This is a genomic window from Pseudomonas canadensis (assembly GCF_000503215.1).
In the GTDB taxonomy this organism is placed as follows: Bacteria; Pseudomonadota; Gammaproteobacteria; order Pseudomonadales; family Pseudomonadaceae; genus Aquipseudomonas; species Aquipseudomonas canadensis.
In genome coordinates, this window is sequence record NZ_KI628539.1 from 861,417 (window position 1) to 886,299 (window position 24,883).

Consider the following 24,883-nt stretch of genomic DNA (forward strand, 5'->3'; position numbering starts at 1 on the left):
GAGTCTATGTTTGCAAGCCTGATCGTTTAGTTATGCAAGCCTCCTTCAAGTACAACGAGGAGTGTTCATGCTAACCCAGGAAGAGGATCAGCAGCTGGTCGAGCGCGTTCAACGCGGCGACAAGCGAGCTTTTGATCTGCTAGTGCTGAAATACCAGCACAAAATTCTCGGGTTGATCGTGCGGTTTGTGCACGACACCCATGAAGCGCAGGACGTTGCACAGGAAGCCTTTATCAAGGCTTACCGTGCACTTGGTAACTTTCGCGGTGATAGTGCGTTTTACACGTGGCTATATCGAATCGCCATCAACACGGCGAAAAACTATCTGGTGTCTCGCGGACGCCGGCCACCGGATAGCGATGTAAGTTCAGAAGATGCGGAATTTTACGATGGTGATCACGGCCTCAAGGATCTCGAGTCGCCGGAGCGTGCATTGCTGCGCGACGAGATCGAAGGCACCGTTCATCGCACTATTCAGCAACTGCCAGAAGATTTGCGTACGGCGTTAACTTTACGTGAATTTGATGGTCTGAGTTACGAAGACATTGCGAGCGTCATGCAGTGTCCGGTGGGGACTGTAAGGTCACGGATTTTCCGGGCCCGGGAAGCCATCGATAAAGCCTTGCAACCGTTGTTGCAAGAGAACTAAAGACAGCGGCGACAGCCAAGAGAGGAACCGCCATGAGTCGTGATGCCCTGCAGGAATCGCTGTCCGCAGTGATGGATAACGAAGCGGATGAACTGGAACTTCGTCGAGTGCTCAACGCATTTGATGATGCCGAAACCCGTGATACCTGGTCTCGTTACCAAGTCGCTCGGGCGGTGATGCACAAGGATCTTCTAATCCCTCGTCTGGATATTGCTGCGGCCGTTTCTGCCGCGCTGGCTGATGAAGCCGTTCCGGCAAAAGCTGCTCGTGGTCCATGGCGTAGCCTGGGTCGCCTGGCAGTAGCTGCCTCGGTGACTGTTGCCGTGTTGGCCGGTGTTCGCCTGTACAATCAGGACGAAATCGCCGGTGCCGAACTGGCCCAGCAGACTCAGCAGCCAGTGATGGCCGGACCTCAAGTCAAAGGCCCAGCTGTACTCGCCGGCTACAAGGAAAGCTCTGACACCACCGGCCCGATGGCTAACGGTGTACTGCAAGGGCAATCCGGTTGGCAAGACCAGCGTCTTCCAGGCTACCTGCGCCAGCACGCACAGGAATCGGCTCTGAAGGGCACTGAAAGCGCTCTGCCATATGCTCGCGCAGCAAGCCTGGAAAACCGCTAATCCGTAAGGAGCTCTATGCGAGCCATACCGCTCCTTACGCTTTTGCTCAGTGGTTGGTTTGCACTCCCCGCCCACGCCGATGAAGCCCAAGACTGGCTGACTCGACTTGGGCGTGCAGAGCAGCAGCAAAGCTTTCAAGGTACGTTCGTCTACGAGCGTAACGGTAGTTTTTCAACTCATGACATCTGGCATCGTGTCCAGAATGGTCAGGTCCGTGAGCGGCTTTTGCAGCTTGATGGTTCTGCTCAGGAAGTTGTGCGACTGGATGGCCGGACCCAATGTGTCAGCGGCACCCTTGTCGCAGGCCTCGGCAACTCGCGTGATGCGCCATCCCGTGCGCTGGATCCGCAAAAACTCAATCAATTCTACGAACTGGCCGTCATCGGGAAATCCCGCGTGGCCGGTCGGCATGCGGTGATCGTGTCGATCACGCCGCGTGATCAGTACCGCTACGGTTTTGAACTGCACCTGGATCGCGAGACTGCGCTGCCGCTCAAGTCCCTCTTGCTAAATGATCAAGGGCAGTTGCTGGAGCGCTTCCAGTTCACGCGACTGAACACGTCGGCATTGCCGGATGACCGCGAATTGCAGCCCAGCAACGAATGCACACCCATATCCGTCGCCAATGAAAAAGCACCCGAGGTGCAGTCTACTCAAGCGTGGCATTTGGAGTGGCTACCGCCGGGCTTTCAGTTGACCAATACCAGCGCCCGCAAAGATACCCAGACCAAGGCAACAGTCGACAGCCTGATGTATGAGGACGGGCTGGCGCGTTTCTCCGTGTTCCTGGAGCCGATCAGTGATGCGAGTATCACGGAAACCCGCACTCAACTCGGCCCAACGGTGGCTGTGTCCCGTCGCCTCAATACGGTAGATGGCGAAATGATGGTAACGGTGGTGGGCGAAATCCCCATCGGCACCGCAGAGCGTATCGCGTTGTCGGTACGCGGTGAAAAAAAGCCAGTCGCCCAGCCGTGAGCCGTTAATCCTATGTTCATCCTGACGTTTCAATGTATTTGCATGCCAGGTTGGCTGTCGAGAGCATGAAATGTCTGGATCAGCATTTTCACTTGCAAAAATCTCTTATGTTTTTTATAGGTCAGGGCTTGTCGGCGCTGGCCTTGTTTTGTTCGCGGAACAAAGACGTCGGTCGCAGTTTCCGGCGTTTCTTGAACCCTGTCGCTCAACCCTGCTCGTCGTAACGGGAGCTGTATGTCGATACCACGTTTGAAGTCTTACCTATCCATAGTCGCCACGGTATTGGTGCTGGGTCAGGCCGTGTCCGCGCAAGCGGCCGAGCTGCCTGACTTCACCCAATTGGTTGAGCAGGCCTCGCCGGCCGTGGTGAACATCAGTACCACGCAAAAACTGCCGGATCGCAAAGTCTCCAACCAGCAGATGCCGGACCTGGAAGGCCTGCCGCCCATGTTGCGCGAGTTTTTCGAGCGTGGCATGCCGCAACCGCGCGCGCCCCGTGGTGGCGGTGGTGGCCAGCGTGAGGCTCAGTCCCTGGGTTCGGGCTTCATTATCTCGCCTGATGGCTACATTCTCACCAACAACCACGTGATTGCCGATGCCGACGAGATTCTCGTGCGCCTGGCGGATCGCAGTGAACTGAAAGCCAAACTGGTGGGCACCGATCCACGCTCCGATGTGGCCCTGTTGAAGATCGAAGGCAAGGACTTGCCGGTGCTGAAACTGGGTAAATCCCAGGACCTGAAGGCTGGGCAGTGGGTCGTCGCCATCGGCTCGCCGTTTGGTTTTGACCACACCGTGACCCAAGGTATCGTCAGCGCCATCGGCCGCAGCTTGCCGAACGAGAACTACGTGCCGTTCATCCAGACTGACGTGCCGATCAATCCGGGCAACTCCGGTGGTCCGCTGTTCAACCTGGCGGGCGAAGTGGTAGGCATCAACTCGCAGATCTACACCCGCTCCGGTGGCTTCATGGGGGTGTCGTTCGCTATCCCGATCGACGTCGCCATGGATGTTTCCAACCAATTGAAAAGCGGCGGCAAGGTCAGCCGTGGCTGGTTGGGCGTGGTGATCCAGGAAGTGAACAAAGACCTGGCTGAATCCTTCGGTCTCGACAAGCCGGCCGGTGCCCTGGTCGCGCAGATCCAGGACGACGGCCCGGCTGCCAAAGGTGGCCTGCAAGTGGGTGACGTAATTCTGAGCATGAATGGCCAGCCGATCGTCATGTCGGCCGACCTGCCGCATCTGGTGGGTGCACTTAAGGCTGGCAGCAAGGCCAAGCTGGAAGTGATCCGCGAAGGCAAGCGTCAGACCGTTGAACTGACGGTGGGTGCCATCCCTGAAGAGGGTGCAACCCTGGATGCCCTGGGCAACGCGAAGCCAGGTGCTGAGCGCAGCAGCAACCGCCTGGGCATTGCCGTGGCCGAGCTGACCGATGAGCAGAAGAAATCCTTCGACCTCAAGAGCGGTGTGGTGATCAAGGAAGTGCAGGACGGTCCTGCCTCCCTGATCGGTCTGCAGCCGGGTGACGTCATCACCCACCTGAACAACCAGGCCATCGACAGCACCAAGCAATTCACCGATATCGCCAAGGCGTTGCCGAAGAATCGTTCGGTGTCGATGCGCGTGCTGCGTCAAGGGCGCGCAAGCTTCATTACCTTCAAGCTCGCCGAATAAGTCGGTAGAAACAAAAAGCCCCGCCTTCGTTAAACGAGGGCGGGGCTTTTTTGTGGGCGAGAGGTTTAGCTCATCATCCCTTTGACCAGGCGTTCTTGCTCGATCAGCTCGCGTTGACGGGCGTCGATGCGCGACGACAGTGGGAAGTTGTTGCCGGCGCGACGTTTGGCAAAGTCCAACTGCTGGATGGCCTGCTGGAAGTCACCCACCAGCGCGAAGTATTCGGCGCGGGCCTGGTGCAGGCCGATAATATTGCCGGACAAGCCGCGTGTCTCTGCAACCTGATACCAGACGTCCGGATCATCCGGACGAGATTTGAGCAAGCTGTCCAACGCCTTTTCCGCATCCGCGGTACGGTTCTGTTTGAGAAGAAGATCCACGCGTAGCTGATTCAGTGGGTAGTTGCCCGGATACTGAGTCAGCATTCGATCAGTACGTTGCTGGGCATCAGGCAGATGGTTGTTGTCTATCTCAAGTTGGATCAGCGCCAGGTTGTAGGTGATGTCGTTCGGCGCCTTGGCCAGTAACGTTGTCAGGTTTTCACGCGCTTGCTTGAACTGAGAACCCTTGATCTGGGCGATAGCCAGGCCATAACGCGCCACATCGTTTTTCGGGTTTTCGTCCAACTGCGCCTGGAAGCGCTTGGCGGCGAGTCCTGAGGTGTCTTCGTATTGCAGCTGTACCCGTGCGCGAATCAGTTGATAGCGCAGGCTGTCTTCCTTGCCGCCGGCTTTGGCCTGCTCGGCGCGGTTGCGGGTGTCGGCGATCCGCGATTCGGTCACTGGGTGCGTGAGCAGGAATTCCGGTGGCTTGGCGTCGAAGCGGTATTGGCGCATCAAGCGTTCGAACATGGTCGGCATGGAGCGCGGGTCGTAACCGGCTTTTTCCAGGTTGAGGATGCCGATACGGTCGGCCTCTTGTTCGTTCTGACGGGAGAACCGGCGTTGTTCCTGGATAGCAGCGGCCTGGGTGCCGGCAATGGCGGCAATACCCGCGTCACCCGCGCCGGCTGCTGCGGCAATGATGCCGCCCAGCAGCGCGGCCATCATCGGGATCTGCATGCGCTGCTGCGCTTCCACGCCACGGGCGAAGTGGCGTTGGGATAAATGCGCCAATTCGTGAGCCAGTACCGAGGCGTATTCCCCTTCGGTCTGGGCGTTGAGGAACAGGCCGCCGTTGACGCCGACGATGCCGCCAGGCGCGGCGAAGGCGTTCAATTGCGGGCTGTTGATCAGGATGAACTCCAGGCGCCGGTCATTGACCTGGCTGGTCTCTACCAATTTGTACACGCTGGTTTCGACGTAATCCTTGAGCTGCGGATCGTTGAGTTGCGAGACTTGGCCCCGAAGGTAAGCCAGCCAGGCGCGGCCCAACTGGTATTCCTGTTGTGGCGAGACAATGGCAGAACTGGCGTCGCCGAGTGACGGCAGGTCGTCAGCGAAGCCTGGGGAGGCCAGCAGGCAAGCCAGCGTCAGCAGGGTAGGGCGCAAAAAAGTCATGCACAAAGCCTTTCGACAAAGAGCTTACTGTAGCCGGACACTGAGCTTCGGACCAGATATTCTAAGCATCCCCGACGCTTGCCTGGAGTAAATCATGACCGACGCTGTAGCCTTTGATGCCGAACTCGATGCCAGCGGTCTCAATTGCCCGTTGCCTTTGCTCAAGGCCAAGCTGGAGCTCAATCGATTGGCCAGTGGAGCAGTGCTTAAGGTGATCGCCACGGACGCGGGCTCCCAGCGTGATTTTCGCACCTTTGCCAAGCTGGCCGGCCACACGCTGTTGCATGAAGACGACGCCGCCGGTGTGTACCGTTACTGGTTGCGCAAGGCCTGAACCGTTTGCCCCCACCCGCCGAGGTTGATTGATGTTCAAAGTGTTACGAGACTGGATCCAGCGCTACTTCTCCGATGAGGAGGCCGTGGTGTTGGCGGTCCTGCTGTTTCTGGCCTTTACGGCCGTGCTCACCTTGGGCGGCATGCTGGCGCCGGTATTGGCAGGGATGGTGTTGGCGTATCTGATGCAAGGCTTGGTCACCACACTGGAGCGCTTGCGCTTGCCAGGCGGAGCCGCCGTGGGCCTGGTGTTCGCTTTGTTCATGGGGCTGCTGGTGCTGTTTGTCGTGGTAGTACTGCCGCTGCTGTGGCATCAGTTGATCACGTTGTTCAACGAACTGCCGGGCATGCTCGCCAAATGGCAGTCACTGTTGCTGCTGTTGCCGGAGCGCTATCCGCATCTGGTCTCGGACGAACAGGTGTTGCAGGCCATCGAAGCGGCACGCGGCGAGATCGGAAAATTCGGGCAATGGGCACTGACCTTTTCCCTGTCCAGCCTGCCGTTGCTGGTCAACATCATGATCTACCTGGTACTGGTGCCGATCCTGGTGTTCTTCTTCCTCAAGGACCGCGCCATGATCGGCCGCTGGGTGCGTGGCTACCTACCGCGCGAACGTGCGTTGATTACCAGGGTGGCCGAGGAAATGAACCGGCAGATTGCCAACTACATTCGCGGCAAGGTCATCGAGATCATTATCTGCGGCGGCGTGACTTATATCGCCTTTATTGCCCTGGACCTGAACTATGCGGCCTTGCTGGCGTTGCTGGTGGGGATTTCGGTGGTGGTGCCGTATGTCGGCGCCGTGGTGGTGACGGTGCCGGTAGCCTTGATCGCGTTGTTCCAGTGGGGCTGGAGCGACCAGTTCATCTACCTGATGGCGGTGTACGGAATCATCCAGACCCTGGATGGCAACGTGCTGGTGCCGCTGCTGTTCTCGGAGGCCGTCAACCTGCACCCGGTAGCGATCATTTGTGCGGTACTGTTGTTCGGTGGGCTGTGGGGGTTCTGGGGCGTGTTCTTTGCAATCCCGCTGGCGACGCTGTTCAAGGCGGTGCTGGATGCGTGGCCACGGCAAGAGCCGGTGGTGGCGCCGTTGCTTTGAATGTTGCGGGGGGATCGAAGACGCTATCGCCGGCAAGCCAGCTCCTACATATGATTTTGTTACAAATGTAGGAGCCGGCTTGCCGGCGATGACAATCCAAAGGACGCCGCAGCGATCAAGCCTTGTTCAGCGCCTGCGCCGCCGCCAAAACGGCATCCACGTGGCCTGGCACTTTCACACCACGCCATTCCTGGCGCAGCACACCTTCGCTGTCGATCAGGAAGGTGCTGCGATCCACACCCAGGTATTCCTTGCCATACAGCTTCTTCAACTTGATCACATCAAACAGCTGGCAGACCGCTTCATCCTTGTCGCTGATCAGCTCGAAGGGGAATTCCTGCTTGCCCTTGAAGTTCTCGTGGGACTTCACGCTGTCCCGCGACACCCCAAACACTTCGGTGTTGGCCGCTTTGAATGCCGCGTACTGGTCACGGAAACCCTGGCCTTCAGTGGTGCAGCCCGGGGTGCTGTCCTTCGGATAGAAGTAGATCACCACTTGCTTGCCCTTGAGGGCTGCAAGGCTGAAGGTCTGGCCGCTGGTGGCCTGTGCTTCGAAATCGGCTACGGGTTTGTCGATGACTACCGCCATGAAAACTTCCTTACATTGGGTTCTGTGGGCGCCATGGCTCGATCAGTGCGTCGAGGTTCAGGGCATCGGCGAAATCCAGGAACTGGTCGCGCAGCCAACTGATCTGCACGCCGGCCGGCAAGGTCACGGTGAACGTGGCATTCAACATGGTGCCGCCGGTTTGTGGAGCCTGGTAGGTGTCGCAGGTCAGGTTCTCCAGCTCGACGTTGTGGTCGATGAAGAACTGGCACAGTTCGTTGACGATGTCCGAACGATAGGCCGAACTGACATACGCCACATAAGGCAGGGCCTGGGGACGATTCTCCAGGGCGGCACTGCGCACCACATTGACCGTGAAGTCATGCTTCTTGGCCAGGCCCGGCAGGCCGGTTTCCAGGCGCGCCAAGGCGTCCCAGGTGCCGGAGATCTGCAGGACCAGCGCGCTGCACTCGCCGTGGCGGGTCAGGCGGGAAGTCACGACGGCGCAGCGGTTTTCATGGCTGGCGCGGCACAGGACGTTGGTCAGCTCCATGGGGTTGGCGCCGAGGGCACTGATAACAAGGAATTGTTCGCGAACTGTGGGGGTGGACATGCAGCCTTCCTAAAACGATGAGCGGTCGATACTGTGCGGGCTGTATCGATCAAAGGATGAAGGGTAGCGAAAACCGTCGCCAAGGGATAGGAGGTGGCCTTTTCATTGCGTAATCGGCTCGATTTTACCGTGCTCCTGGGCAGGCTTTGGCCCAATGATGGCATTGCCCGTCGTTTAGTTGCGCCATAACGCATCCTCAGGCGGTACTTCGCTTGTGCAAGCATCTTGGCGCCAGTACCATTACGGCTCTCTTTTTCCGGCAGGAGCGGTTGCATGATTGCGGGCAGTATGGTGGCACTGGTCACACCCATGGATGCACAAGGTCATCTCGACTGGGACAGCCTGGGCAAACTGGTGGACTTCCACCTGCAAGAAGGCACCAACGCCATCGTGGCGGTCGGCACCACCGGTGAATCGGCCACCCTCGATGTGGAAGAACACATCCAGGTCATCGAATTCGTGGTCAAGCGCGTCGCGGGTCGTATTGCCGTGATCGCCGGTACGGGCGCCAACTCGACGCGTGAAGCGATCGAGCTGACCAAGAACGCCAAGAAGGCCGGCGCCGATGCGTGCCTGCTGGTGACACCGTACTACAACAAGCCGACCCAGGAAGGCCTGTACCAGCACTTCCGCGCCATCGCCGAAGCGGTCGATATCCCGCAGATCCTTTACAACGTGCCAGGCCGCACCGCGTGCGACATGAAGGCCGAGACCGTGATCCGCCTGTCCACCGTGCCGAACATCATCGGTATCAAGGAAGCCACCGGCGACCTGCAGCGTGCCAAGGACATCCTGGCCGGCGTGAGCAGCGATTTCCTGGTGTATTCCGGTGACGATGCCACCGCCGTAGAGCTGATCCTGCTGGGCGGCAAGGGCAACATCTCCGTGACCGCCAACGTCGCCCCGCGCGCCATGAGCGAAATGTGCGCCGCCGCCATTGCAGGCGACGCCGTGACCGCCCGCGCGATCCACGAGAAGTTGATGCCGCTCAACAAGACACTGTTTATCGAATCCAACCCTATTCCCGTGAAGTGGGCGCTGACTGAAATGGGCATGATGCCGGACGGTATCCGTCTGCCGCTCACCCGTCTCAGCGAAGCCTGTCACGAACCGCTGCGACAGGCCCTGCGCCAGTCCGGCGTCCTGGTTTAATTGAGGAAGCACTACGCATGAAGCGATTGGCCGGACTTTCCGCACTTGCCTTGATTATCTCCAGCACCAGTGGCTGCGGTTGGATCTGGGGCCCGGAAGGCTACTTCCGTGACCGCGGCAGCGATTACCTGGAAGCACAACCCACCAAACCGATGGAATTGCCGCCAGGCGTCAACGTCGCCAAGCGTCTTGACCCGTTGCTGCCGATCCCGCGCAACGTTGCCGATGACACCACCAAGGGTGAGTACGTGGTGCCGCGTCCGCAGCCGATCTCGGCCGTGGCGGATGCCAGCGACTACAGCCTGCAGAAGAGCGGTGATTCCCGCTGGATCGTGGCTCAGCGCCCACCTGCCGAAGTCTGGCCAGTGGCCGTACAGTTCTTCCAGGACAATGGTTTCCGCATCGACGAGCAGCGCCCGCAGACCGGTGAATTCACCACCGCATGGCAGCAGGGCAGCGAGCTGTCCGCCACCATGGCCAAGCGCCTGCAGGCCGGTGGTGTAGCCGCCGACAGCGAAGCCCGTGTGCGTGTGCGCATCGAGCCAGGCGTGCAGCGTAATACCAGTGAAGTCTATGTGGTCAGCGCCGAGCGTCCGGCCGGCAGCACGGCCAATGTTGATTTCACCAACCGCTCGGTCAATACAGGCGTCGACTCGGCACTGGTCGACGAGATGCTGGCCAGCATGAGCCGTATCTCCGAGAAGGGCGGTTCGGTTTCCCTGCTCGCCGCACGTGATTACGACACCCCGAGCCGCGTCAGCCTCACCGAAGACGGCAGCGGCAACGTGGTGCTGAACCTGGGTGAAGACCTCGACCGTGCCTGGGCCAGTGTTGGCCGTGCATTGGAGCAGGGCCCTTGGCGGGTAGAGGACATTAACCGCAGCCTGGGTCTGTACTACATCAACGTGGCTGAAAAGGCCGAGCGTAAAGATGAAGAGCCAGGTTTCTTCAGCAAACTGTTTGGCAGCCAGCCGACCAAGGAAGAAATCGAGACCCGTGCCGAGCGTTACCAGGTTCGTTTGAGCAAGGTTGGCGAAAGCGTGCAAGTCACCGTCGAGAAGAACATCAATACCGTTGCGCCCGCTGAAACAGCGCGCAAAGTATTGGGCGTGATTCAGGACAACTTGGGCTGATTCGATGCGTTTTGCCGTTCTCGGCAGCGGTAGCCAAGGGAACGGCACGCTGGTCGCACATGACGACACGTATGTGCTGGTGGATTGTGGTTTCTCGTTAAAAGAAACCGAGCGGCGCCTGCTGCGCCTGGGGGTACACCCCGCGCAGCTGAGCGCGATTCTGGTGACCCACGAACATGCCGACCACGTGCATGGCGTGGGTTTGCTGTCTCGGCGCTACAATCTTCCGGTGTACCTCAGTCGCGGCACCTTGCGCGGGATGCGCAAACCCATTGAACCCGCAGGTTTCCTGGCCGGTGGCGAGCAGCTGCAAATCGGTGCCTTGAGCATCCAGGTGATTGCCGTGGCGCACGACGCCCAGGAACCGACGCAATATGTCTTCAGTGATGGTGAGCGGCGCTTCGGCGTACTCACCGACCTGGGTTCCTACTGCGCCAAGGTGCTGGACGGTTACCGGAACCTCGATGCCTTGATGATCGAGTCCAACCACTGCCGAGACCTGCTGGCTCGCGGTCACTACCCCTACTTCCTAAAGCAGCGGGTGGGCGGCGAACTGGGACATTTGAACAACCACCAGGCGGCGTACCTGGTGTATGAGTTGGGCTGGCAAGACTTGCAACACCTGGTCCTGGCCCACCTGAGCAGCAAGAACAACCTGCCGCAGCTGGCCCGGCAATGTTTTGTCGACACCCTTGGGTGCGACCCGGACTGGCTGCAACTGGCCGATCAAGATTCAGGGCTCGACTGGCGACACATCGCCTAGCCCACCATTTAGCAAGCGGAGCCCATCATGGAAAAACGTGAAGAACTCTACCGCGGCAAAGCCAAGTCGGTGTACAAGACCGACGACGCCAACCGCCTGATCCTGCTGTTTCGCAACGACACGTCGGCGTTCGATGGCAAGCGCATTGAACAACTTGACCGCAAAGGCATGGTGAACAACAAGTTCAACGCCTTCATCATGCAAAAACTCGAAGAGGCCGGCATTCCGACCCAATTCGACAAACTGCTGGGCGACAACGAGTGCCTGGTCAAGAAGCTCGACATGATCCCGGTTGAGTGCGTCGTGCGTAACTACGCCGCCGGCAGCCTGGTCAAGCGTCTGGGCGTGGAAGAGGGGCTCAAGCTCAACCCTTACACCTTCGAGCTGTTCCTGAAGGACGACGCCAAGGGCGACCCGTTCATCAACGAATCCCACGTCGTGGCGTTCGGCTGGGGCACCGCTGAGCAACTGGCGCGCATGAAAGAGTTGTCCCTCAAGGTCAACGAAGTCCTGAGCAAACTGTTCGACGACGCAGGCCTGCTGCTGGTGGACTTCAAACTGGAATTCGGCGTGTTCCACGACGGCTCCATCGTCCTAGGCGACGAATTCAGCCCGGACGGCTGCCGCCTGTGGGACAAAGACACCAAGAAGAAGATGGACAAAGACCGCTTCCGCCAAGGCCTCGGTGATGTCATCGAAGCCTACGAAGAAGTCGCCAACCGTCTGGGCGTACCGCTTTAATCGACGCAAGCATCTGATAGCACGGAAAAAAATCTCGTTTCGAGCTTTGCTTTCCTGAGTCACACTGTTATGATGCGCGCCGTTGGAGAGATGCCAGAGTGGCCGAATGGGACGGATTCGAAATCCGTTGTACCTTCACCGGTACCTAGGGTTCGAATCCCTATCTCTCCGCCATTATTGAATAATGAAAAACCCCCGATAACCTAAAGGTTGTCGGGGGTTTTTTGTTTTGGGGCAGAAATTTGAAGATGAATTCTGCTACGGTCATTCATCGGATGGCACCATGAGTCGCAACATGAACGTTGAAGCAGTGTTGGCGCAGTTATTGGCGAGTGTCCCTGATCTGATGGCTGTCTATGTGTTTGGCAGTCAAGCGACGGGTGGGGCGAATGCCGACAGCGATCTCGACCTGGCAGTGCTTGCTGCCGGCACAGTGGACCCGCTACTGCTGTGGCAGACAGCGGGGGAGCTTGCTGACATCGTGGCGGTGCCCGTCGATCTGCTGGACCTGCGCGCGGCCTCCACGGTTATGCAATATCAGGTAATAACAACCGGGCGTCGGCTCTGGAACAAGGACAGTCAGGCAGGTATTTTCGAGAGCTATATCCTCAGTGAAAAAACCGCGCTGGACACTGCAAGGGCAGCGCTGTTGGCCGATATTCAGAAGGAAGGAAAAGTGCATGGTCGATGATGTGCTCATCAACAAGGCTTCGAGCATTGAGCGCTGTGTGGCTCGCGCTCGCGAGGAGTACGACAAGGACCCTGACAGTTTCGCGACTGACTTCACCCGACAGGATGCGGCGATTCTCAACATTCAGCGTGCCTGCGAAGCTGCACTGGATATGGGGCAGCATTTGATCCGTCGTGAGCGGCTAGGCGTCCCCCAGGGGGCACGCGACGTGTTTCAATTGCTATCCCAAGGTGGGTGGGTGAGCCCGTCCTTGTTGACCAACCTGAAGAACATGGTCGGTTTTCGCAACATCGCCGTTCATGAGTATCAAGCCCTTCAATTGCCGATCACAGTTGCGATCATCACTCAGCATCTAGGGGATTTTCTGGCGTTTAGCTCATTTATCCTGACTAAGGATGCAAGTCAGTCAGGTGCCACCACAGATACTCATCCCAATTAAACGAAAAAAGCCTGCTGAGCTCAACACTCAGCAGGCTTTTTAGTCAGTACTGGTTAGGTCAGGCAGTCTGCGCCGCCAAGCTATTGCTGACATTACGGCCCAACACCAGCACCGTCACAAACCCCACGCCCACCAACGCCGTCGCCAGGCTCAACAGCACCGCGCTGCCCATCTGGTCGACGATACGCCCGCCAAAGAACGACCCCAGCGCAATGATCACCTGGAACAACGCGACAAACAGCGGCATACCACGTTCCACATCCTTGGGCGCTACGACAAACATCCAGATACTGGCGCAAGCCGGGAAGGCGCCGAAGGCGAAGCCCCAGAGTGCGATCAGCATGGCGGCGCCGGTCAGGCCGGTGGCGAAGTAGGGGAACAGGGCGGTGCTGGTGCCGATCATCAGTGCGACCAGCAGCAGGGTGTAACGCACACTGCGGTTGGCGGCGAAGCCAGCGAAGACGTTACCTGCCACACCTGCAATGCCAAACATCAGCAGCAGTGAGCCAATAGTCGGGCCATCGAAGCCGGAGCTGTTCTTGAAGAAGGGGGCGACGTAGGTGTACGCGGCAAAGTGCGCCAGGCCGATCAGCAATACCGCGATCAAGCCGACCCGTGCCCGTGGGTTGATGAACAACGCCGGCAGGTCGCTGACGAGAATGGCTTTTTCCGGTTTGAGCGTTGGCAGCAGGAGAACTTGCGCCAACAGCACCGGCAGGCCCACCAGCGCGGTGACCAGGAAGGTCATGCGCCAGCCCATCAGGCCGCTGAGCCAAGTGCCGACGGGCACGCCGAGTACGGTGGCCAGTGTCACGCCCATCATGATGATCGAAGTGGCCTTCGCGACGTCCACGCCCCTGGGGGCCAGGCGGCCGCTGAGGGCGATGGCTGTCGCCCAGAAACCGCCGATGCTGATACCCAGCAATACGCGACCGAATAGCAGCAGGCTGAAATCACTGGCGAAGGCCACGACCATGTTGGCCACGATCATGATCAACGTCAGGCCGATCAGCAGGTAACGGCGATCCATAGCGCCAATGATCACTGACAGCAAAGGGGCCGCCAGCGCGGCCATGATGCCGGGCAGAGTGACCATCAGGCCTGCGTGGCCAGCAGTGATGCCCAGGTCCGCAGCGACATCGTTGAGTACGCCCACCGGTAGGAACTCGCTGGTCACCAGGGCAAAGGCGCCCACCGCGACCGAGAGGATCGCCAACCACTGCTGTTTGACGCTCTGTTGATTATGTTCGGGAAGGCCGCGGGGGGCCTGGCTGGCACTTGGCATAGTGTTGGGTTCCAGGATGAACGTCGCCTGAAGCCAGGCGAGGGGGAGGGAGTTAGGACGCGATTATAGGAATCAGTGCTGAAAATCGAGCAGGCGCTCGTTTCGATAGTAATCATCAGTGCTATCGATGCGACGCTCTAGCACGCACTACGTAAGCCATACACCTTTCATACAGACGTCCCCAACGTTGCCTACAGGCAGCGCATTGCAGTGGCTCCGGCAACTGATTACTTTGTGGTAGCGCACTCGATCAGGCGCTTCCCACTGCAAAGGAGTTGCAGCATGAGCAAAAACACCAAGAAAACCTCGGGCAAGATCGCGACATTGGCAGCGGATACGCTCAACAGTCCAACCTCATCAGCCACTGCCAGAAGTCTTGCCGCTTCAGCGCTAGCCCAGAAAAGCACCGACAAGCAGACCAGCGCAGAGATGGAGGAGACGGCTGGCAAAGTGCTGGGCAGCGATAAATACAACGAAGACACGAAGGCGCTTGCGGCGTCGGTGCTTTCTCAGGCCAATAAAGCGCGTTGACGCGGAGTCGATTCGATTAGGTAGGGAAAGCCCCCGTGGTCTCATCGAGCACGGGGGCCAGGTTCGCTCATCGCGCGAGTTTTTCAGAAAGGCTTTCGATAAATACCGTTTCCGCCCGGCTCATCTTCTGTTCCCGGTTCCACAGCAGATGGATATCCACGTCCGTAATGCCCTCGTCCGGCGGTAGCCGCCATAGCAGCCCGTTCTTCACATCCTCCGCCACCACATGGATCGGCAGGCAGCCCAGGCCGAAGCCGGCAATCACCAATCGCCGCACTTCTTCCAGGCTTGAAGACGACGCCACGATCCGACCGCTGAACCCTTGCTGATCCCGGAAAATCGTCAACGGCGAGAGCATCCCGCCAATCTGGTCGCTGGTAAAACTGACGAAGTTCTCAGATTGCAGGTCCCCCTCTGCCAAACCGATGCGCCCGAACAATGGATGGTGTCGCCCACAAAAAAACGCATAACGCTGGCGCAGGAACAGGTGTTGTTCCAGGCGTGGCTGCGGCCGACGGTTGAGGCTCAGACCCAGGGTCGCGGTTTTTTCCAGGAGCGCGGCGACGATATCCGAGCTGCGCATTACCTCGACTTCCAGGTCGACCCGAGGATGTTCACGATGAAACTCCGCCAGAAATTCATCGAAGGTGTCCGAGTTGATCCGGCTGATCATCAGCAATCGCACTTTACCGATCACCTCATCGCCCGGTTTTTGCAGGGCATTGCTCATCTGGGACACCTGGCCGTACATCTCGCCAGCGATGGCGAAGATCTGCTCACCGGCCTCCGTCAACACAAAGCGCGGACCACGACGGACGATGAGCTGGCAGTCGAGTTGTTCTTCCAGTCGCTTGAGCGCTTGGCTGATTGCTGGCTGGGTCAAGTGCAGGCGGGCGGCGGCGCGGCTGATGCTCAGCTCTTGGCCAATCACACGGAAGGTGCGCAGCAGGTTCCAGTCCAGGCGGTCGTTGAGCAAGGGATGAATGTCGCGGCGGGCTTCGGGCATGGCACGGCTCGATAATAAGCAGGATTTATAATTGGAATAATAAATAGAAAATTGACTAATCATAGCCCCGAGACGATAAATCACCCTCAACAAGCGCCATCAGAGCGCACGCGTTCGACCTTTCTCCTGCCAAAAAAATAACCAAAGGAGCCAGCCCCATGAAGCCTTCCGCTTCGCCCCAGCCTCGCCGTGCTGCGGCCGCCGCTTTTATCGGCACCATGATCGAGTGGTACGACTTTTACATCTACGCCACTGCCGCAGCGCTGGTGTTTGGCCAGCTGTTTTTCCCCTCCGAAGACAAACTCTTCAGCACCATGGCGGCGTTCGGCACCTTTGCCGTGGGTTTCTTCGCACGGCCGTTGGGCGGCATTGTGTTCGGGCACATCGGCGACCGGATCGGCCGCAAGAAATCCCTGGTGATCACCCTGGTGATGATGGGCGTGGTGACCGTGTGTATCGGTCTGCTACCAACCTATGCGCAGATCGGTGCCGCTGCGCCGGTGCTGCTGATCCTTCTGCGCGTGGTGCAGGGTATCGCCGTTGGCGGCGAGTGGGGCGGTGCGGTGTTGATGGCGGGCGAGCATGCGCCGAAAGGTCGGCGCAACTTCTTTGCTTCCTTCGCGCAATTGGGCAGCCCGGCTGGGCTGATCCTGTCGCTGCTCGCGTTCAGTGCGGTCACCCGTCTACCGGAAGAAGAGTTATTGAGTTGGGGCTGGCGCGTGCCGTTCCTGGCCAGTGCGTTGCTGTTGGTGGTCGGCCTGGCGATTCGCCTGGGCGTGAATGAGTCGCCGGAATTTCTTGAAGACAAAGCCTTGGCGGAAAAAGCGCGGGCGATCAAGAAAGACCAGGCGCCTGTCATAGAGGTGCTACGAACCGCCTGGCGCCCACTGCTGCTGTGCATCGGGGCCAACACCCTGGGCATTGCCGGCGTGTATTTCACCAACACCTTCATGATTGCCTACAGCACTCAGCAACTGGGCCTACCGCGCTCGCTGATTCTGGAGTGCCTTTTCTTTGTCGCCATCATCCAGTTCTGCGTCCAGCCGCTAGCCGCCTGGGTAGCGGAGAAGGTCGGCGCCACGCGTTTCCTGTGCGCAATGACGGTGCTGGCCATGGCCTCGCCTTATCCGATGTTCGTATTGGTCAGCAGCGGCCAGGCGCCGTTGATCATCCTCGGTATTGCCCTGGCGGTGGTGTGCATGGCGTCGTTTTATGCGGTGATCGCCGGCTTCGTCAGTGGCCTGTTTGAAACCCGCGTGCGCTATACCGCGATCTCCCTGGCCTACCAGGTGTGTGGCGCGCTTGCGGGTGGTCTTACGCCGTTGATCGGCACCTGGCTGGCCCACGAATACCAAGGCCAATGGTGGCCGATGGCAGTGTTCTACAGCTTGATCGCGGCGGTCTCGCTGGTGTGTGTACTGGCGTTGTCGCGTCGGCATGCCACCGCCCACCGTCGTGAAATGGCCCATAGTGTTTGATGGAGTGTCTGTAATGTTGAAGATCAATGGCGAGCGACTGTGGGCCAGCCTGATGGCCATGGCCGAGATTGGTGCCACGGCACGCGGTGGCAGTTGCCGCCTGGCTTTGAGCGCCGAAGACCAAGCCGGTCGCGAACTGTTCAGCCACTGGTGTACGGCCGCCGGGCTGACCCTGAGCGTGGATGCCATCGGCAATCTGTTTGCCCGTCGTGCCGGTACGGACAAGGATGCGTCGCCAGTGATGATGGGTAGCCACCTCGACACTCAGCCCGAAGGTGGGCGTTTTGACGGTGTCTACGGTGTACTGGCGGGGCTGGAGGTGATCCGTAGCCTTGACGATCACGGGATCCAGACACGCAAGCCGCTGGAAATTGCGGTATGGACCAATGAGGAGGGCGCCCGTTTTACGCCAGCCATGCTCGGCTCGGCGGTATTCACCGGCACCCTGGCACTGGATAAGGCCCTGGCCACTGCCGATGTCGATGGCATCAGTGTGGCCGAGGCTTTGCGTGCTACTGGCTACGACGGCTCACGCCCGTTGGGCGGTGCGGTAGATGCGTATTTCGAAGCGCATATCGAGCAGGGCCCTATTCTTGAGGACAACGCCAAAAGCATCGGTGTGGTCACCGGCGGGCAGGCGATTCGCTGGCTGGATGTGCGCGTCGAAGGCATGGCTGCCCACGCCGGCACTACGCCGATGCTGCTGCGTAAAGACGCCTTGTATGGCGCCGCGCAAATGATCCAGGCCCTGGAGAAACTGGCGGCGGATTTTGCCCCCGAAGGCCTGACCACCGTGGGTGAACTGAGCATCGCCAAATCGTCGCGCAACACTATTCCTGGCCTATTGAATTTCACCGTCGACCTGCGGCATCACCGCGACGTCGATATCGACGCCATGGAACAGCAAGTGCGCCAACAACTGCAGGCTATCGCCGAGCAACGCGGGCTGTCCGTGACCGTCAGTCCACACTGGATCAGCCCGGCCACACCGTTCGACGCCGACTGCGTCGCCTGCGTGCAAGCCGCTGTGGATGCCCTGGGTTACAGCCAGCAACGCATCGTCAGCGGCGCCGGTCACGACGCCATCCACCTGGCGCGCTATTGCCCGACTGCGATGATCTTCATCCCTTGCGTCGGCGGCCTTAGTCACAACGAAGCCGAAGACGTGTTGCCCGAGGACGTGCGCCAGGGCACCGACGTATTGCTCAACGCCGTGTTGACGCGCGCCGGCCAAGCGACCTGATCACTCATATTTCAAGCCTGACCGGATTCAAATGTGGGCGCAGGCAGGGCAACTCCCACAGGTTCCGTGTTCACCCAGGAGCATCTCATGCGTACATTTTTTCATCCCGAGCAACTTTTGCATCATCCGCGCAGCTACTACTCCCGTGGTCAGATGCGCACGCCGCAGGAGGTTCCCGAGCGTGCCCGCAACCTGCTGTTGGCCGCGCAAACCTTGGGTTTCGACATCCAGCAGCCGCAGGACTACGGCCTCGGTCCATTGCTGGCCGTACATGGTGCGCCTTACCTGGCTTTCCTGCAGGAGGCCCACCAACGCTGGAAGGAAATCCCCGAAGACTGGGGTGACGAAGTCATGTCCAACATCTTCGTGCGCGAACCCAACGCCCTGCGCGGCATCCTTGCCCAGGCTGCGCGCTACCTGGCGGATGGCAGTTGCCCGATCGGCGAGCTGACCTGGCGCTCGGCCTACTGGTCGGCCCAGAGCGCCGTTGCTGCCGCCAAGGACATTCTTGATGGCGCTCCGGCCGCCTACGCCCTTTGTCGCCCACCGGGCCATCATGCTCGCTACGATGCGGCAGGAGGATTCTGTTACATCAACAATGCTGCTGTAGCAGCGCAGGCATTGCGTCAAGGTTTCCAGCGCGTTGCCGTGCTCGACACCGACATGCACCACGGCCAAGGTATCCAGGAGATTTTCTACGACCGCGACGACGTGCTTTACGTCTCGATTCACGGTGACCCCACCAACTTCTACCCCGGCGTTGCCGGCTTCGCCGAAGAGCGCGGTAGTGCAGCAGGTGAAGGCTTCAACCTCAACCTGCCAATGCCCCACGGTGCCAGCGAGGCGGTGTTTTTCGAAAAGGTGGAACTGGCGTTGGCGGCGGTGAAGAACTTCTCGGCAGATGTGCTGGTGCTGTCACTGGGTTTCGATATCTACGAGTTGGACCCGCAGAGCAAAGTCGCCGTTACGCGGGAAGGATTTGCGCTGTTGGGTGAGTGCATTCGTGGATTGGGCTTGCCGTGTGTGATCGTGCAGGAGGGTGGGTATCACCTGGAGACGCTGGATAGCAATGCGCAGGCGTTTTTTAATGGCCCGCAGGTTTGGGAGCTGCTTTGACCTGCGCACCGCCTCAACGTATGGATGAAGCGGTGGTGCGGTGTTTACGGTAAGGATTTACGTGTGTCGGGTACCAGTTCCAACACCCGGTCCCTGCCACCCTCGGCCAGCAGATAGGTCCCTCGACTGGTTGGCACAATCGACTGCGGCGCCTTCAGGAACGACAAGATCGTCTGTTGGTGCCCCTGCTTGTCTATCAGCAACAACCTCGCTCGGTGCGTGGAGTCCTCATTGACCCACAACCCGCGCTCATCGCACATCAAAAACGTCGGTTTGTTCAGGCCGGCCAGCACGTCGGGATCGCTGCCGTCTTCTGTCAGCTCACGTACCACACCCTTTTTCTTCTCGGTGTAGAGCATGCGCCCGTCGGTGCAACGGACGACGGACTCGCCTTCCTGAATCTGGTCACGCAATACGGTCAGGGTCTGGTCGCTCCAGCGATAACGCAACAGTCGCCCGACAGGCTTGCGGTCCTCGATGGCATAGAGGTAGTCACCGTCATCCCACAGGCCCTGCACGTTCTCACCTCTGAACAGTTCGCTGACGACGCCATCCTTGAGAAAGCTCACGGGCAAATTAGCGGACTCCTGGCTGAACACCCAACCACCGCGTGTGGCGAACAGGCCGTCGGGTTTGGAGAGCTTGTTCACCATCACATCACGCGTTCCATCCTTGAGGATGCGCACGATGCTGCCCTTGGCGTCATCGAGTTCCTGACTGACCATCAATGAACCATCCACCAGAGGCATCAGCGAGGCGGCCTTGGGCACATCGCGGTGCAGCACCTGCACACTCCAGCCGCTGGCTGCGCTGACAGGGTAGTAGCTTTGCCAGGCAAAGAACCCCAGGGTGGCGACGCACAGCAGTCCGATGATCCAGAGCCCTGGCTTCAGCGCCCGGCGCGGGGCACTGTTCACTCTTCCAACCGTCTTGTTCATTGATCACTCTTTATTGGTCAGGGACGACTCCCCATCGCCCTGCAACAATGCCGCGTAGTCCTGCCCACCGTAAAACACTCCGAGGATCGACACTGTTTCGGTCGCGGGGTCCGCCGTGAACGCAATGGCGGTGGTGCGTCGATAGTGCGTGATGCGTAAGTGGGTCAGCAGGTCGTCACGTCGAACTCCGCGCAAGGGAAACAGGCAAAGGTTTTCGCAGTAGGGGATGAGGTTGTCGATAAAGCGTGCCGCTACAACGGGGGAACCGGCATCGCTGATGTAGTCTTCAAGGGCGTCGAGTTGCGTCAATGCTTCAGGCGAAAAGGCTACCGTGTAACTCACGCTTTCCCGGTGCCTTGTCGTTGACGCTTGGCTGCCATGTGTTCTCGAACCTGTTCGACGGACAGCGCACGCTCGGGCTCGGCCTTGAGGGCTGCCGCAGCTGGGATCACTTCGTCCCGCAGCCAGTCTTCCATAGCGCGATCACGGGCCAGCAAGACCCTCAGGCCGTCGCGGATCACTTCACTTTCGGATGCATATTCACCGGCTGCGACTTTGGCTTTGACCAAGGCTGCCATTTCGATTGGCAAGGTAATGCTCATTTGCTGGGTTGAGCGCATGTGGAAGTCCGCCGAAGGAGAGTAGGATTCAATCCTACTTGACCATTGGCGTGATGCAAGAAGCAACTGATCGATGCCGATATCCGGCGCTTCGTCGTCTGTCCAGAAGTGATAGGTTTCCATGCGTGCTACATCTCCGGTTGTTTAGGTCAGGTCGCAAGTATTGACCCATTTAGAAAACTGCGTGGCCGCATAAACCCAATAACCCACTGATATGTATGACTTCATATTTGTAGCAGGGTTATTACAACAACCCGGTCCCGGCATGCATGGCGCGCCATCGGCTCCCATACGATAATGCTGACACCTCGACCACATTGGCCTTCCCGTGATCATCAACTTCGACCTCAACGACCTCCAAGCCTTCCGCGCCGTGGTAGACAAGGGCAGTTTTCGCGGTGCCGCCGAGGCTATCCGTATCTCGCAGCCGGCCCTCAGCCGGCGTATCGAAAAGCTCGAGACCGCCCTGGATGTGAAGCTGTTCGAACGCACCACGCGGCGCGTCAGCCTGACCATGGTCGGCCGCGCTTTCCTGCCTCAGGTCGAGCGCATGCTCGATGACCTCGACGTGGCGCTCATGGGCATCAGTAATGTCGCGTCCACCCGCATGGGTAATGTCACCATCGCCTGCGTGCCGTCCACCGCGTACTATTTCATGCCCCATGTGATCTCCGAATTCCACAAGTTGTATCCCAAAATTCGCCTGCGGGTGCTGGATGCCAGTGCCGGTGAAGTGTGCAATGCGGTGGGAAGTGGCGAGGCGGATTTCGGCGTGAGTTTCAGCGGCAGTCTGGCCGATGAAGTGGAGTTCGAACTGCTGCTGCAGGAGCGCTATGTGCTGGCCTGTCGCCGCGATCACCCCTTGGCCCAGCGTGACAGCGTGAGCTGGTCGGAGGCCTACGAACACGACTACATCACCGTGGACAAGACCTCTGGTAACCGCTTCCTGCTCGACCAGGCGTTGCGTGGCGTGCGGGTGAAAAAGCCGAGTATCTGCGAGACGCACCACGTAACGACAATGATCGGGCTGGTGGAGGCGGGATTGGGGGTGGCGATGGTGCCCTCGATTGCCATGCCGGCGGGCGAGCACCCGATCCTGGTGAGTGTGCCGCTGGTGGAACCGCAGGTGATGCGCAATGTGGGCTTGATAAAACGCCGCGGGCGGACCTTGCCGCCAGCGGCGCTGGAGTTGGAGCGATTGGTGCGGGAGATGCCGTTTCGGTCAGCGTGACACCGAGTCCAGGCCGGTGGCTTGCACCACCGGTTGCGCCTGGGGCGACGCCAGGTACTGCAACAAGGCCTTGGCCTGTTCAGGGTGTTCGGCATTCACCGGGATACCGGCGGCGAACCGCGTCACCGATTGCACGTCTTCCGGGATCTTGCCGACGTAGGTCACACCCGGCACTGGCAGCAATTCCGCGACCTGCTGCAGGCCCACTTCGTAGTCACCCTTGGCGACCTGTTCTGCCACCGGCAGGCGTTCGATCATGGTGCCCTTGCTCGGCATGCCGAGCTTCTTGAACAACTCCTTCTCGACATACACACCGCTGGCGCTGTCCGAGTAAGCCACGGATTTGGCCTTGCTCAGCACGGCTTTCAGTTCGGCATCAGTACCGATTGCAGGTTTGACCGCTCCGGCCTTCACCACCAGGCCGATGCGCGAGTCCGCCAGTTCCACGCGGGAGGCCGGGTCGACCTTGCCTTGTTTGATCAGGTCATCCAGTGCGTAGCCGACCATGATCACCACGTCGGCGTGTTCGCCACGGGCGAGACGGTTGGGAATCGCTTCCGGCGCCTTGCCCATGGACGGACCCAGAATGGTGTCGAGGCTGTCACCGCTTTGCTTGGCGTACTGCGGGCCAAGCAGTTTATACGCGGCGGTGAAGCCACCCGATGTCATCACCTTGAGCTGTTCGGCCTGGGCCGACAGCGCCAGGGCGCCGAGGGCCAGGGCCGTCAGGGTCTTGAGCAACGGCTTCATCATGCCGCCTCCTGCATGACCTGGCCACGGGTGTTGGCGCGACGGTACAGCGCGAGGGTCGAGCACAGCGCGCAGGCTGCGGCGAACATCATCCAGTAGGCTGGCGAGGCTTTGTCTTCGGTGATGTGGATGAACCAGGTGGAAATCGCCGGGGTAAACCCACCGAAAATCGCGGTCGCCAGGCTGTAGGCCAGGGAGAAACCCGCCACACGCACTTCCACCGGCATGATTTCGGTCAGGGCCGGGATCATGGCGCCGTTGTACATGCCGTAGAGGAAGGAGAACCACAGCAGGGTTTCCAGCATGTGGGCGAAGCTTGGGGCATTCACCACGTAGGACAGCGCTGGATAAGCGGTCAGAACCGTCAGTACGGTCATGGCGATCAGCACCGGCTTGCGGCCAAACCGGTCGCTCAGCGTGCCGCCGATCGGCAACCAGACAAAGTTCGACACCGCCACCAGCAGGGTCACCAGCAGGGCGTCGGAGGTGCTCAATTGCAGCACAGTCTTGCCGAAGGTCGGCGCGTACACGGTGATCAGGTAGAACGCGGTAGTGGTCATGGCCACCATCAGCATGCCGCCGATGACCACGGTCCAGTTCTTCACCAGGGTCGCCATCACTTCGCGCATGGTCGGGCGATGCTTGCGGTTGGCGAACTCTTCGGTTTCCTGCAGGTTGCGCCGCAGGATAAAGATGAACGGGATGATCACGCAGCCGATGGCGAACGGAATGCGCCAGCCCCAATCGGCTACCACGGCCGGTTCCATCCACACGTTCAGGCCATAACCCAGCGCGGCAGCGACCACGATGGAGATCTGTTGGCTGCCCGATTGCCAGCTGGTGTAGAAGCCTTTGCGGCCGGGGGTGGCCATTTCGGACAGGTACACCGACACACCGCCCAATTCCGCGCCGGCCGAGAAGCCCTGCAACAGGCGGCCCAGCAGCACCAGCAAAGGTGCCCAGAGGCCAATGGTGTGATAACCGGGCACCAGCACAATCAGCAGCGTGCCGCTGGCCATGATCGACAGGGTCACGATCAGCCCTTTGCGGCGACCGACGTCATCGATATAGGCACCCAGGATGATCGCGCCCAATGGACGCATCAGGAAGCCCGCGCCGAACACGGCGAAGGTCATCATTAATGACGCAAACTCATTAGTGGCAGGGAAGAACGCGGCAGCGATGTAGGTGGCATAAAAACCGAACAGGAAGAAGTCGAACTGTTCGAGGAAATTGCCCGAAGTCACGCGGAAAACCGCGCCCACTTTCGAGCGGGCAGAGTCGGGTCGGGTAGGGCTAGTCATGGTTTTGTGTCTCCAGCGTTCTTTTTAAAGTGCTTGTTTCGCCTAAGACCCAGAATAGTGGCTGACACATTTAGAAATGATAAGTGACAAATTTGGATGCATTGATGTGCATTGGCTATCAATCGGTAGCTCGGTCAAAAATGCGTTCGCTGTTCTATGCTGAAGGTGTGACCAATTCTTACGGATGGGAGGTGGCGATGACTGACCCACAGAAACGGCGGGACGAGCGGGAGCTTGAGCAACCCCGGCAGCGTGAGGAAGAAAAACCCCAGACCTGGAAGCATCCCGATGATGGGACGGAGCTTTCCGAGCGGGATCAGGAACGTCCGCTAAAACCGTAATATCAGGCTAAACGCGGTCAAAATGTGGGAGCGGGCTTTCATAAACGGGAAACTATTTGACATATTTGATTTGTGATCACATATTGAGGCCATAAGAACGACAAC

Annotated in this window: 28 protein-coding genes and 1 tRNA gene; 19 read left to right on the top strand and 10 right to left on the bottom strand. The window is 59.3% G+C overall.

Annotated elements, in window-relative coordinates:
• Nucleotides 1-67: 67 nt before the first annotated feature.
• The 4 genes from rpoE to U367_RS0126925 all read left to right on the top strand — a co-directional run bounded on the left by rpoE (nucleotide 68) and on the right by U367_RS0126925 (nucleotide 3,921).
• Nucleotides 68-649: an RNA polymerase sigma factor RpoE gene (gene rpoE / locus U367_RS0126910; protein ID WP_003172477.1), complete on the top strand. Its 582-nt coding sequence runs from the start codon at nucleotides 68-70 to the stop codon at nucleotides 647-649.
• Between the two features lie 32 nt (nucleotides 650-681).
• Nucleotides 682-1,269 (top strand): sigma-E factor negative regulatory protein, encoded by a 588-nt coding sequence (locus tag U367_RS0126915; RefSeq protein ID WP_003172479.1) that lies wholly within the window; start codon nucleotides 682-684, stop codon nucleotides 1,267-1,269.
• Nucleotides 1,270-1,284: 15 nt separating this feature from the next.
• Nucleotides 1,285-2,247 carry a MucB/RseB C-terminal domain-containing protein gene (locus tag U367_RS0126920; protein ID WP_028619341.1) on the top strand — a complete coding sequence of 321 codons (963 nt, stop codon included), beginning with the start codon at nucleotides 1,285-1,287 and terminating at the stop codon, nucleotides 2,245-2,247.
• 234 nt (nucleotides 2,248-2,481) lie between these two features.
• The gene (locus U367_RS0126925) at nucleotides 2,482-3,921 is read left to right on the top strand and encodes a DegQ family serine endoprotease (protein WP_028619342.1); all 1,440 of its coding nucleotides are present in this window, start codon (nucleotides 2,482-2,484) and stop codon (nucleotides 3,919-3,921) included.
• A 65-nt stretch (nucleotides 3,922-3,986) separates the two neighbouring features.
• On the opposite strand, the gene U367_RS0126930 is transcribed toward U367_RS0126925, so the two are convergent.
• The gene (locus U367_RS0126930) at nucleotides 3,987-5,420 is read right to left on the bottom strand and encodes a M48 family metalloprotease (protein WP_028619343.1); all 1,434 of its coding nucleotides are present in this window, start codon (nucleotides 5,418-5,420) and stop codon (nucleotides 3,987-3,989) included.
• Between the two features lie 94 nt (nucleotides 5,421-5,514).
• On the opposite strand from U367_RS0126930, the gene U367_RS0126935 reads away from it, so the two are divergent.
• Nucleotides 5,515-5,754 (top strand): sulfurtransferase TusA family protein, encoded by a 240-nt coding sequence (locus U367_RS0126935; RefSeq protein WP_028619344.1) that lies wholly within the window; start codon nucleotides 5,515-5,517, stop codon nucleotides 5,752-5,754.
• Between the two features lie 31 nt (nucleotides 5,755-5,785).
• A complete protein-coding gene (locus U367_RS0126940) occupies nucleotides 5,786-6,856 on the top strand; it encodes an AI-2E family transporter (RefSeq protein WP_028619345.1) in 1,071 nt (356 codons plus the stop codon).
• A gap of 115 nt (nucleotides 6,857-6,971) precedes the next feature.
• On the opposite strand, the gene U367_RS0126945 is transcribed toward U367_RS0126940, so the two are convergent.
• Both U367_RS0126945 and U367_RS0126950 read right to left on the bottom strand, forming a co-directional pair.
• On the bottom strand, nucleotides 6,972-7,445 hold the full coding sequence (locus U367_RS0126945; protein WP_025855402.1) for a peroxiredoxin: 474 nt from the start codon (nucleotides 7,443-7,445) through the stop codon (nucleotides 6,972-6,974).
• 10 nt (nucleotides 7,446-7,455) lie between these two features.
• Nucleotides 7,456-8,016, bottom strand: a complete 561-nt coding sequence (locus U367_RS0126950) for a glycine cleavage system protein R (RefSeq protein ID WP_003172487.1) — start codon at nucleotides 8,014-8,016, stop codon at nucleotides 7,456-7,458.
• 273 nt (nucleotides 8,017-8,289) lie between these two features.
• Here U367_RS0126950 and dapA point away from each other — a divergent pair, with 273 nt between their 5' ends.
• The 7 genes from dapA to hepT all read left to right on the top strand — a co-directional run bounded on the left by dapA (nucleotide 8,290) and on the right by hepT (nucleotide 12,935).
• Nucleotides 8,290-9,168 carry a 4-hydroxy-tetrahydrodipicolinate synthase gene (gene dapA, locus U367_RS0126955; RefSeq protein ID WP_016975174.1) on the top strand — a complete coding sequence of 293 codons (879 nt, stop codon included), beginning with the start codon at nucleotides 8,290-8,292 and terminating at the stop codon, nucleotides 9,166-9,168.
• Nucleotides 9,169-9,185: 17 nt separating this feature from the next.
• A complete protein-coding gene (bamC, locus tag U367_RS0126960; RefSeq protein WP_028619346.1) occupies nucleotides 9,186-10,301 on the top strand; it encodes an outer membrane protein assembly factor BamC in 1,116 nt (371 codons plus the stop codon).
• 4 nt (nucleotides 10,302-10,305) lie between these two features.
• Entirely contained in the window at nucleotides 10,306-11,064 is a 759-nt protein-coding gene (locus U367_RS0126965) for an MBL fold metallo-hydrolase (protein ID WP_028619347.1), read from the top strand.
• A 27-nt stretch (nucleotides 11,065-11,091) separates the two neighbouring features.
• The gene (gene purC / locus U367_RS0126970) at nucleotides 11,092-11,805 is read left to right on the top strand and encodes a phosphoribosylaminoimidazolesuccinocarboxamide synthase (RefSeq protein ID WP_028619348.1); all 714 of its coding nucleotides are present in this window, start codon (nucleotides 11,092-11,094) and stop codon (nucleotides 11,803-11,805) included.
• Nucleotides 11,806-11,889: 84 nt separating this feature from the next.
• Nucleotides 11,890-11,979: transfer RNA gene (locus U367_RS0126975), tRNA-Ser, on the top strand.
• Between the two features lie 121 nt (nucleotides 11,980-12,100).
• Complete coding sequence (gene mntA / locus U367_RS0126980; RefSeq protein ID WP_028619349.1) at nucleotides 12,101-12,496, top strand: type VII toxin-antitoxin system MntA family adenylyltransferase antitoxin; 396 nt, start codon at nucleotides 12,101-12,103, stop codon at nucleotides 12,494-12,496.
• A complete protein-coding gene (hepT, locus tag U367_RS0126985; RefSeq protein ID WP_028619350.1) occupies nucleotides 12,486-12,935 on the top strand; it encodes a type VII toxin-antitoxin system HepT family RNase toxin in 450 nt (149 codons plus the stop codon). Before mntA ends, hepT begins: the two co-directional genes overlap by 11 nt.
• Before the next feature lie 58 nt (nucleotides 12,936-12,993).
• Here the strand turns inward: hepT and U367_RS0126990 are convergent, their stop codons facing one another.
• Entirely contained in the window at nucleotides 12,994-14,220 is a 1,227-nt protein-coding gene (locus U367_RS0126990; RefSeq protein WP_028619351.1) for an MFS transporter, read from the bottom strand.
• Nucleotides 14,221-14,502: 282 nt separating this feature from the next.
• On the opposite strand from U367_RS0126990, the gene U367_RS0126995 reads away from it, so the two are divergent.
• On the top strand, nucleotides 14,503-14,751 hold the full coding sequence (locus U367_RS0126995; RefSeq protein ID WP_028619352.1) for a hypothetical protein: 249 nt from the start codon (nucleotides 14,503-14,505) through the stop codon (nucleotides 14,749-14,751).
• Between the two features lie 67 nt (nucleotides 14,752-14,818).
• Here the strand turns inward: U367_RS0126995 and U367_RS0127000 are convergent, their stop codons facing one another.
• Complete coding sequence (locus tag U367_RS0127000) at nucleotides 14,819-15,757, bottom strand: LysR family transcriptional regulator (protein ID WP_028619353.1); 939 nt, start codon at nucleotides 15,755-15,757, stop codon at nucleotides 14,819-14,821.
• Nucleotides 15,758-15,915: 158 nt separating this feature from the next.
• Here U367_RS0127000 and U367_RS0127005 point away from each other — a divergent pair, with 158 nt between their 5' ends.
• The 3 genes from U367_RS0127005 to U367_RS0127015 all read left to right on the top strand — a co-directional run bounded on the left by U367_RS0127005 (nucleotide 15,916) and on the right by U367_RS0127015 (nucleotide 19,594).
• Nucleotides 15,916-17,235 carry an MFS transporter gene (locus U367_RS0127005; RefSeq protein ID WP_028619354.1) on the top strand — a complete coding sequence of 440 codons (1,320 nt, stop codon included), beginning with the start codon at nucleotides 15,916-15,918 and terminating at the stop codon, nucleotides 17,233-17,235.
• Between the two features lie 13 nt (nucleotides 17,236-17,248).
• Complete coding sequence (locus U367_RS0127010) at nucleotides 17,249-18,478, top strand: Zn-dependent hydrolase (RefSeq protein WP_028619355.1); 1,230 nt, start codon at nucleotides 17,249-17,251, stop codon at nucleotides 18,476-18,478.
• Nucleotides 18,479-18,565: 87 nt separating this feature from the next.
• Complete coding sequence (locus U367_RS0127015) at nucleotides 18,566-19,594, top strand: histone deacetylase family protein (RefSeq protein WP_028619356.1); 1,029 nt, start codon at nucleotides 18,566-18,568, stop codon at nucleotides 19,592-19,594.
• Nucleotides 19,595-19,638: 44 nt separating this feature from the next.
• On the opposite strand, the gene U367_RS0127020 is transcribed toward U367_RS0127015, so the two are convergent.
• Genes U367_RS0127020 through U367_RS0127030 form a run of 3 tightly spaced genes read right to left on the bottom strand, consistent with a single transcriptional unit; the run spans nucleotide 19,639 to nucleotide 21,275 of the window.
• A complete protein-coding gene (locus U367_RS0127020) occupies nucleotides 19,639-20,532 on the bottom strand; it encodes an SMP-30/gluconolactonase/LRE family protein (RefSeq protein ID WP_236639992.1) in 894 nt (297 codons plus the stop codon).
• 3 nt (nucleotides 20,533-20,535) lie between these two features.
• Nucleotides 20,536-20,874 carry a type II toxin-antitoxin system RelE/ParE family toxin gene (locus U367_RS0127025; protein WP_028619358.1) on the bottom strand — a complete coding sequence of 113 codons (339 nt, stop codon included), beginning with the start codon at nucleotides 20,872-20,874 and terminating at the stop codon, nucleotides 20,536-20,538.
• On the bottom strand, nucleotides 20,871-21,275 hold the full coding sequence (locus tag U367_RS0127030; protein WP_084651071.1) for a type II toxin-antitoxin system ParD family antitoxin: 405 nt from the start codon (nucleotides 21,273-21,275) through the stop codon (nucleotides 20,871-20,873). Before U367_RS0127030 ends, U367_RS0127025 begins: the two co-directional genes overlap by 4 nt.
• A gap of 205 nt (nucleotides 21,276-21,480) precedes the next feature.
• On the opposite strand from U367_RS0127030, the gene U367_RS0127035 reads away from it, so the two are divergent.
• Nucleotides 21,481-22,383, top strand: a complete 903-nt coding sequence (locus U367_RS0127035) for a LysR family transcriptional regulator (protein WP_028619360.1) — start codon at nucleotides 21,481-21,483, stop codon at nucleotides 22,381-22,383.
• Here U367_RS0127035 and U367_RS0127040 read toward each other — a convergent pair.
• Entirely contained in the window at nucleotides 22,375-23,133 is a 759-nt protein-coding gene (locus tag U367_RS0127040; protein ID WP_028619361.1) for a substrate-binding domain-containing protein, read from the bottom strand. The two genes, U367_RS0127035 and U367_RS0127040, sit on opposite strands and share 9 nt — an antisense overlap.
• Entirely contained in the window at nucleotides 23,133-24,437 is a 1,305-nt protein-coding gene (gene tcuC, locus U367_RS0127045; protein ID WP_028619362.1) for an MFS transporter, read from the bottom strand. Before tcuC ends, U367_RS0127040 begins: the two co-directional genes overlap by 1 nt.
• A 92-nt stretch (nucleotides 24,438-24,529) precedes the next feature.
• Between tcuC and U367_RS1000000131995 the strand changes: the two genes are divergently transcribed.
• The gene (locus tag U367_RS1000000131995) at nucleotides 24,530-24,778 is read left to right on the top strand and encodes a hypothetical protein (RefSeq protein WP_152537938.1); all 249 of its coding nucleotides are present in this window, start codon (nucleotides 24,530-24,532) and stop codon (nucleotides 24,776-24,778) included.
• The last annotated feature ends 105 nt before the right edge of the window (nucleotides 24,779-24,883 follow it).

Coding starts and splice junctions, on each gene's coding strand:
- U367_RS0126995 (WP_028619352.1), top strand. CDS start 14,503: ATGAGCAAAAACACCAAGAAAACCTCGGGCAAGATCGCGACATTGGCA.
- hepT (WP_028619350.1), top strand. CDS start 12,486: ATGGTCGATGATGTGCTCATCAACAAGGCTTCGAGCATTGAGCGCTGT.
- rpoE (WP_003172477.1), top strand. CDS start 68: ATGCTAACCCAGGAAGAGGATCAGCAGCTGGTCGAGCGCGTTCAACGC.
- tcuC (WP_028619362.1), bottom strand. CDS start 24,437: ATGACTAGCCCTACCCGACCCGACTCTGCCCGCTCGAAAGTGGGCGCG.
- purC (WP_028619348.1), top strand. CDS start 11,092: ATGGAAAAACGTGAAGAACTCTACCGCGGCAAAGCCAAGTCGGTGTAC.
- U367_RS0126930 (WP_028619343.1), bottom strand. CDS start 5,420: ATGACTTTTTTGCGCCCTACCCTGCTGACGCTGGCTTGCCTGCTGGCC.
- U367_RS0127015 (WP_028619356.1), top strand. CDS start 18,566: ATGCGTACATTTTTTCATCCCGAGCAACTTTTGCATCATCCGCGCAGC.
- U367_RS0127030 (WP_084651071.1), bottom strand. CDS start 21,275: ATGGAAACCTATCACTTCTGGACAGACGACGAAGCGCCGGATATCGGC.
- U367_RS0126915 (WP_003172479.1), top strand. CDS start 682: ATGAGTCGTGATGCCCTGCAGGAATCGCTGTCCGCAGTGATGGATAAC.
- U367_RS0126950 (WP_003172487.1), bottom strand. CDS start 8,016: ATGTCCACCCCCACAGTTCGCGAACAATTCCTTGTTATCAGTGCCCTC.
- dapA (WP_016975174.1), top strand. CDS start 8,290: ATGATTGCGGGCAGTATGGTGGCACTGGTCACACCCATGGATGCACAA.
- mntA (WP_028619349.1), top strand. CDS start 12,101: ATGAACGTTGAAGCAGTGTTGGCGCAGTTATTGGCGAGTGTCCCTGAT.
- U367_RS0127005 (WP_028619354.1), top strand. CDS start 15,916: ATGAAGCCTTCCGCTTCGCCCCAGCCTCGCCGTGCTGCGGCCGCCGCT.
- U367_RS0126920 (WP_028619341.1), top strand. CDS start 1,285: ATGCGAGCCATACCGCTCCTTACGCTTTTGCTCAGTGGTTGGTTTGCA.
- U367_RS0127000 (WP_028619353.1), bottom strand. CDS start 15,757: ATGCCCGAAGCCCGCCGCGACATTCATCCCTTGCTCAACGACCGCCTG.
- U367_RS0127010 (WP_028619355.1), top strand. CDS start 17,249: ATGTTGAAGATCAATGGCGAGCGACTGTGGGCCAGCCTGATGGCCATG.
- U367_RS0126990 (WP_028619351.1), bottom strand. CDS start 14,220: ATGCCAAGTGCCAGCCAGGCCCCCCGCGGCCTTCCCGAACATAATCAA.
- U367_RS0126965 (WP_028619347.1), top strand. CDS start 10,306: ATGCGTTTTGCCGTTCTCGGCAGCGGTAGCCAAGGGAACGGCACGCTG.
- bamC (WP_028619346.1), top strand. CDS start 9,186: ATGAAGCGATTGGCCGGACTTTCCGCACTTGCCTTGATTATCTCCAGC.
- U367_RS0127040 (WP_028619361.1), bottom strand. CDS start 23,133: ATGAAGCCGTTGCTCAAGACCCTGACGGCCCTGGCCCTCGGCGCCCTG.
- U367_RS0126935 (WP_028619344.1), top strand. CDS start 5,515: ATGACCGACGCTGTAGCCTTTGATGCCGAACTCGATGCCAGCGGTCTC.
- U367_RS0126925 (WP_028619342.1), top strand. CDS start 2,482: ATGTCGATACCACGTTTGAAGTCTTACCTATCCATAGTCGCCACGGTA.
- U367_RS0127020 (WP_236639992.1), bottom strand. CDS start 20,532: ATGAACAAGACGGTTGGAAGAGTGAACAGTGCCCCGCGCCGGGCGCTG.
- U367_RS0126940 (WP_028619345.1), top strand. CDS start 5,786: ATGTTCAAAGTGTTACGAGACTGGATCCAGCGCTACTTCTCCGATGAG.
- U367_RS0126945 (WP_025855402.1), bottom strand. CDS start 7,445: ATGGCGGTAGTCATCGACAAACCCGTAGCCGATTTCGAAGCACAGGCC.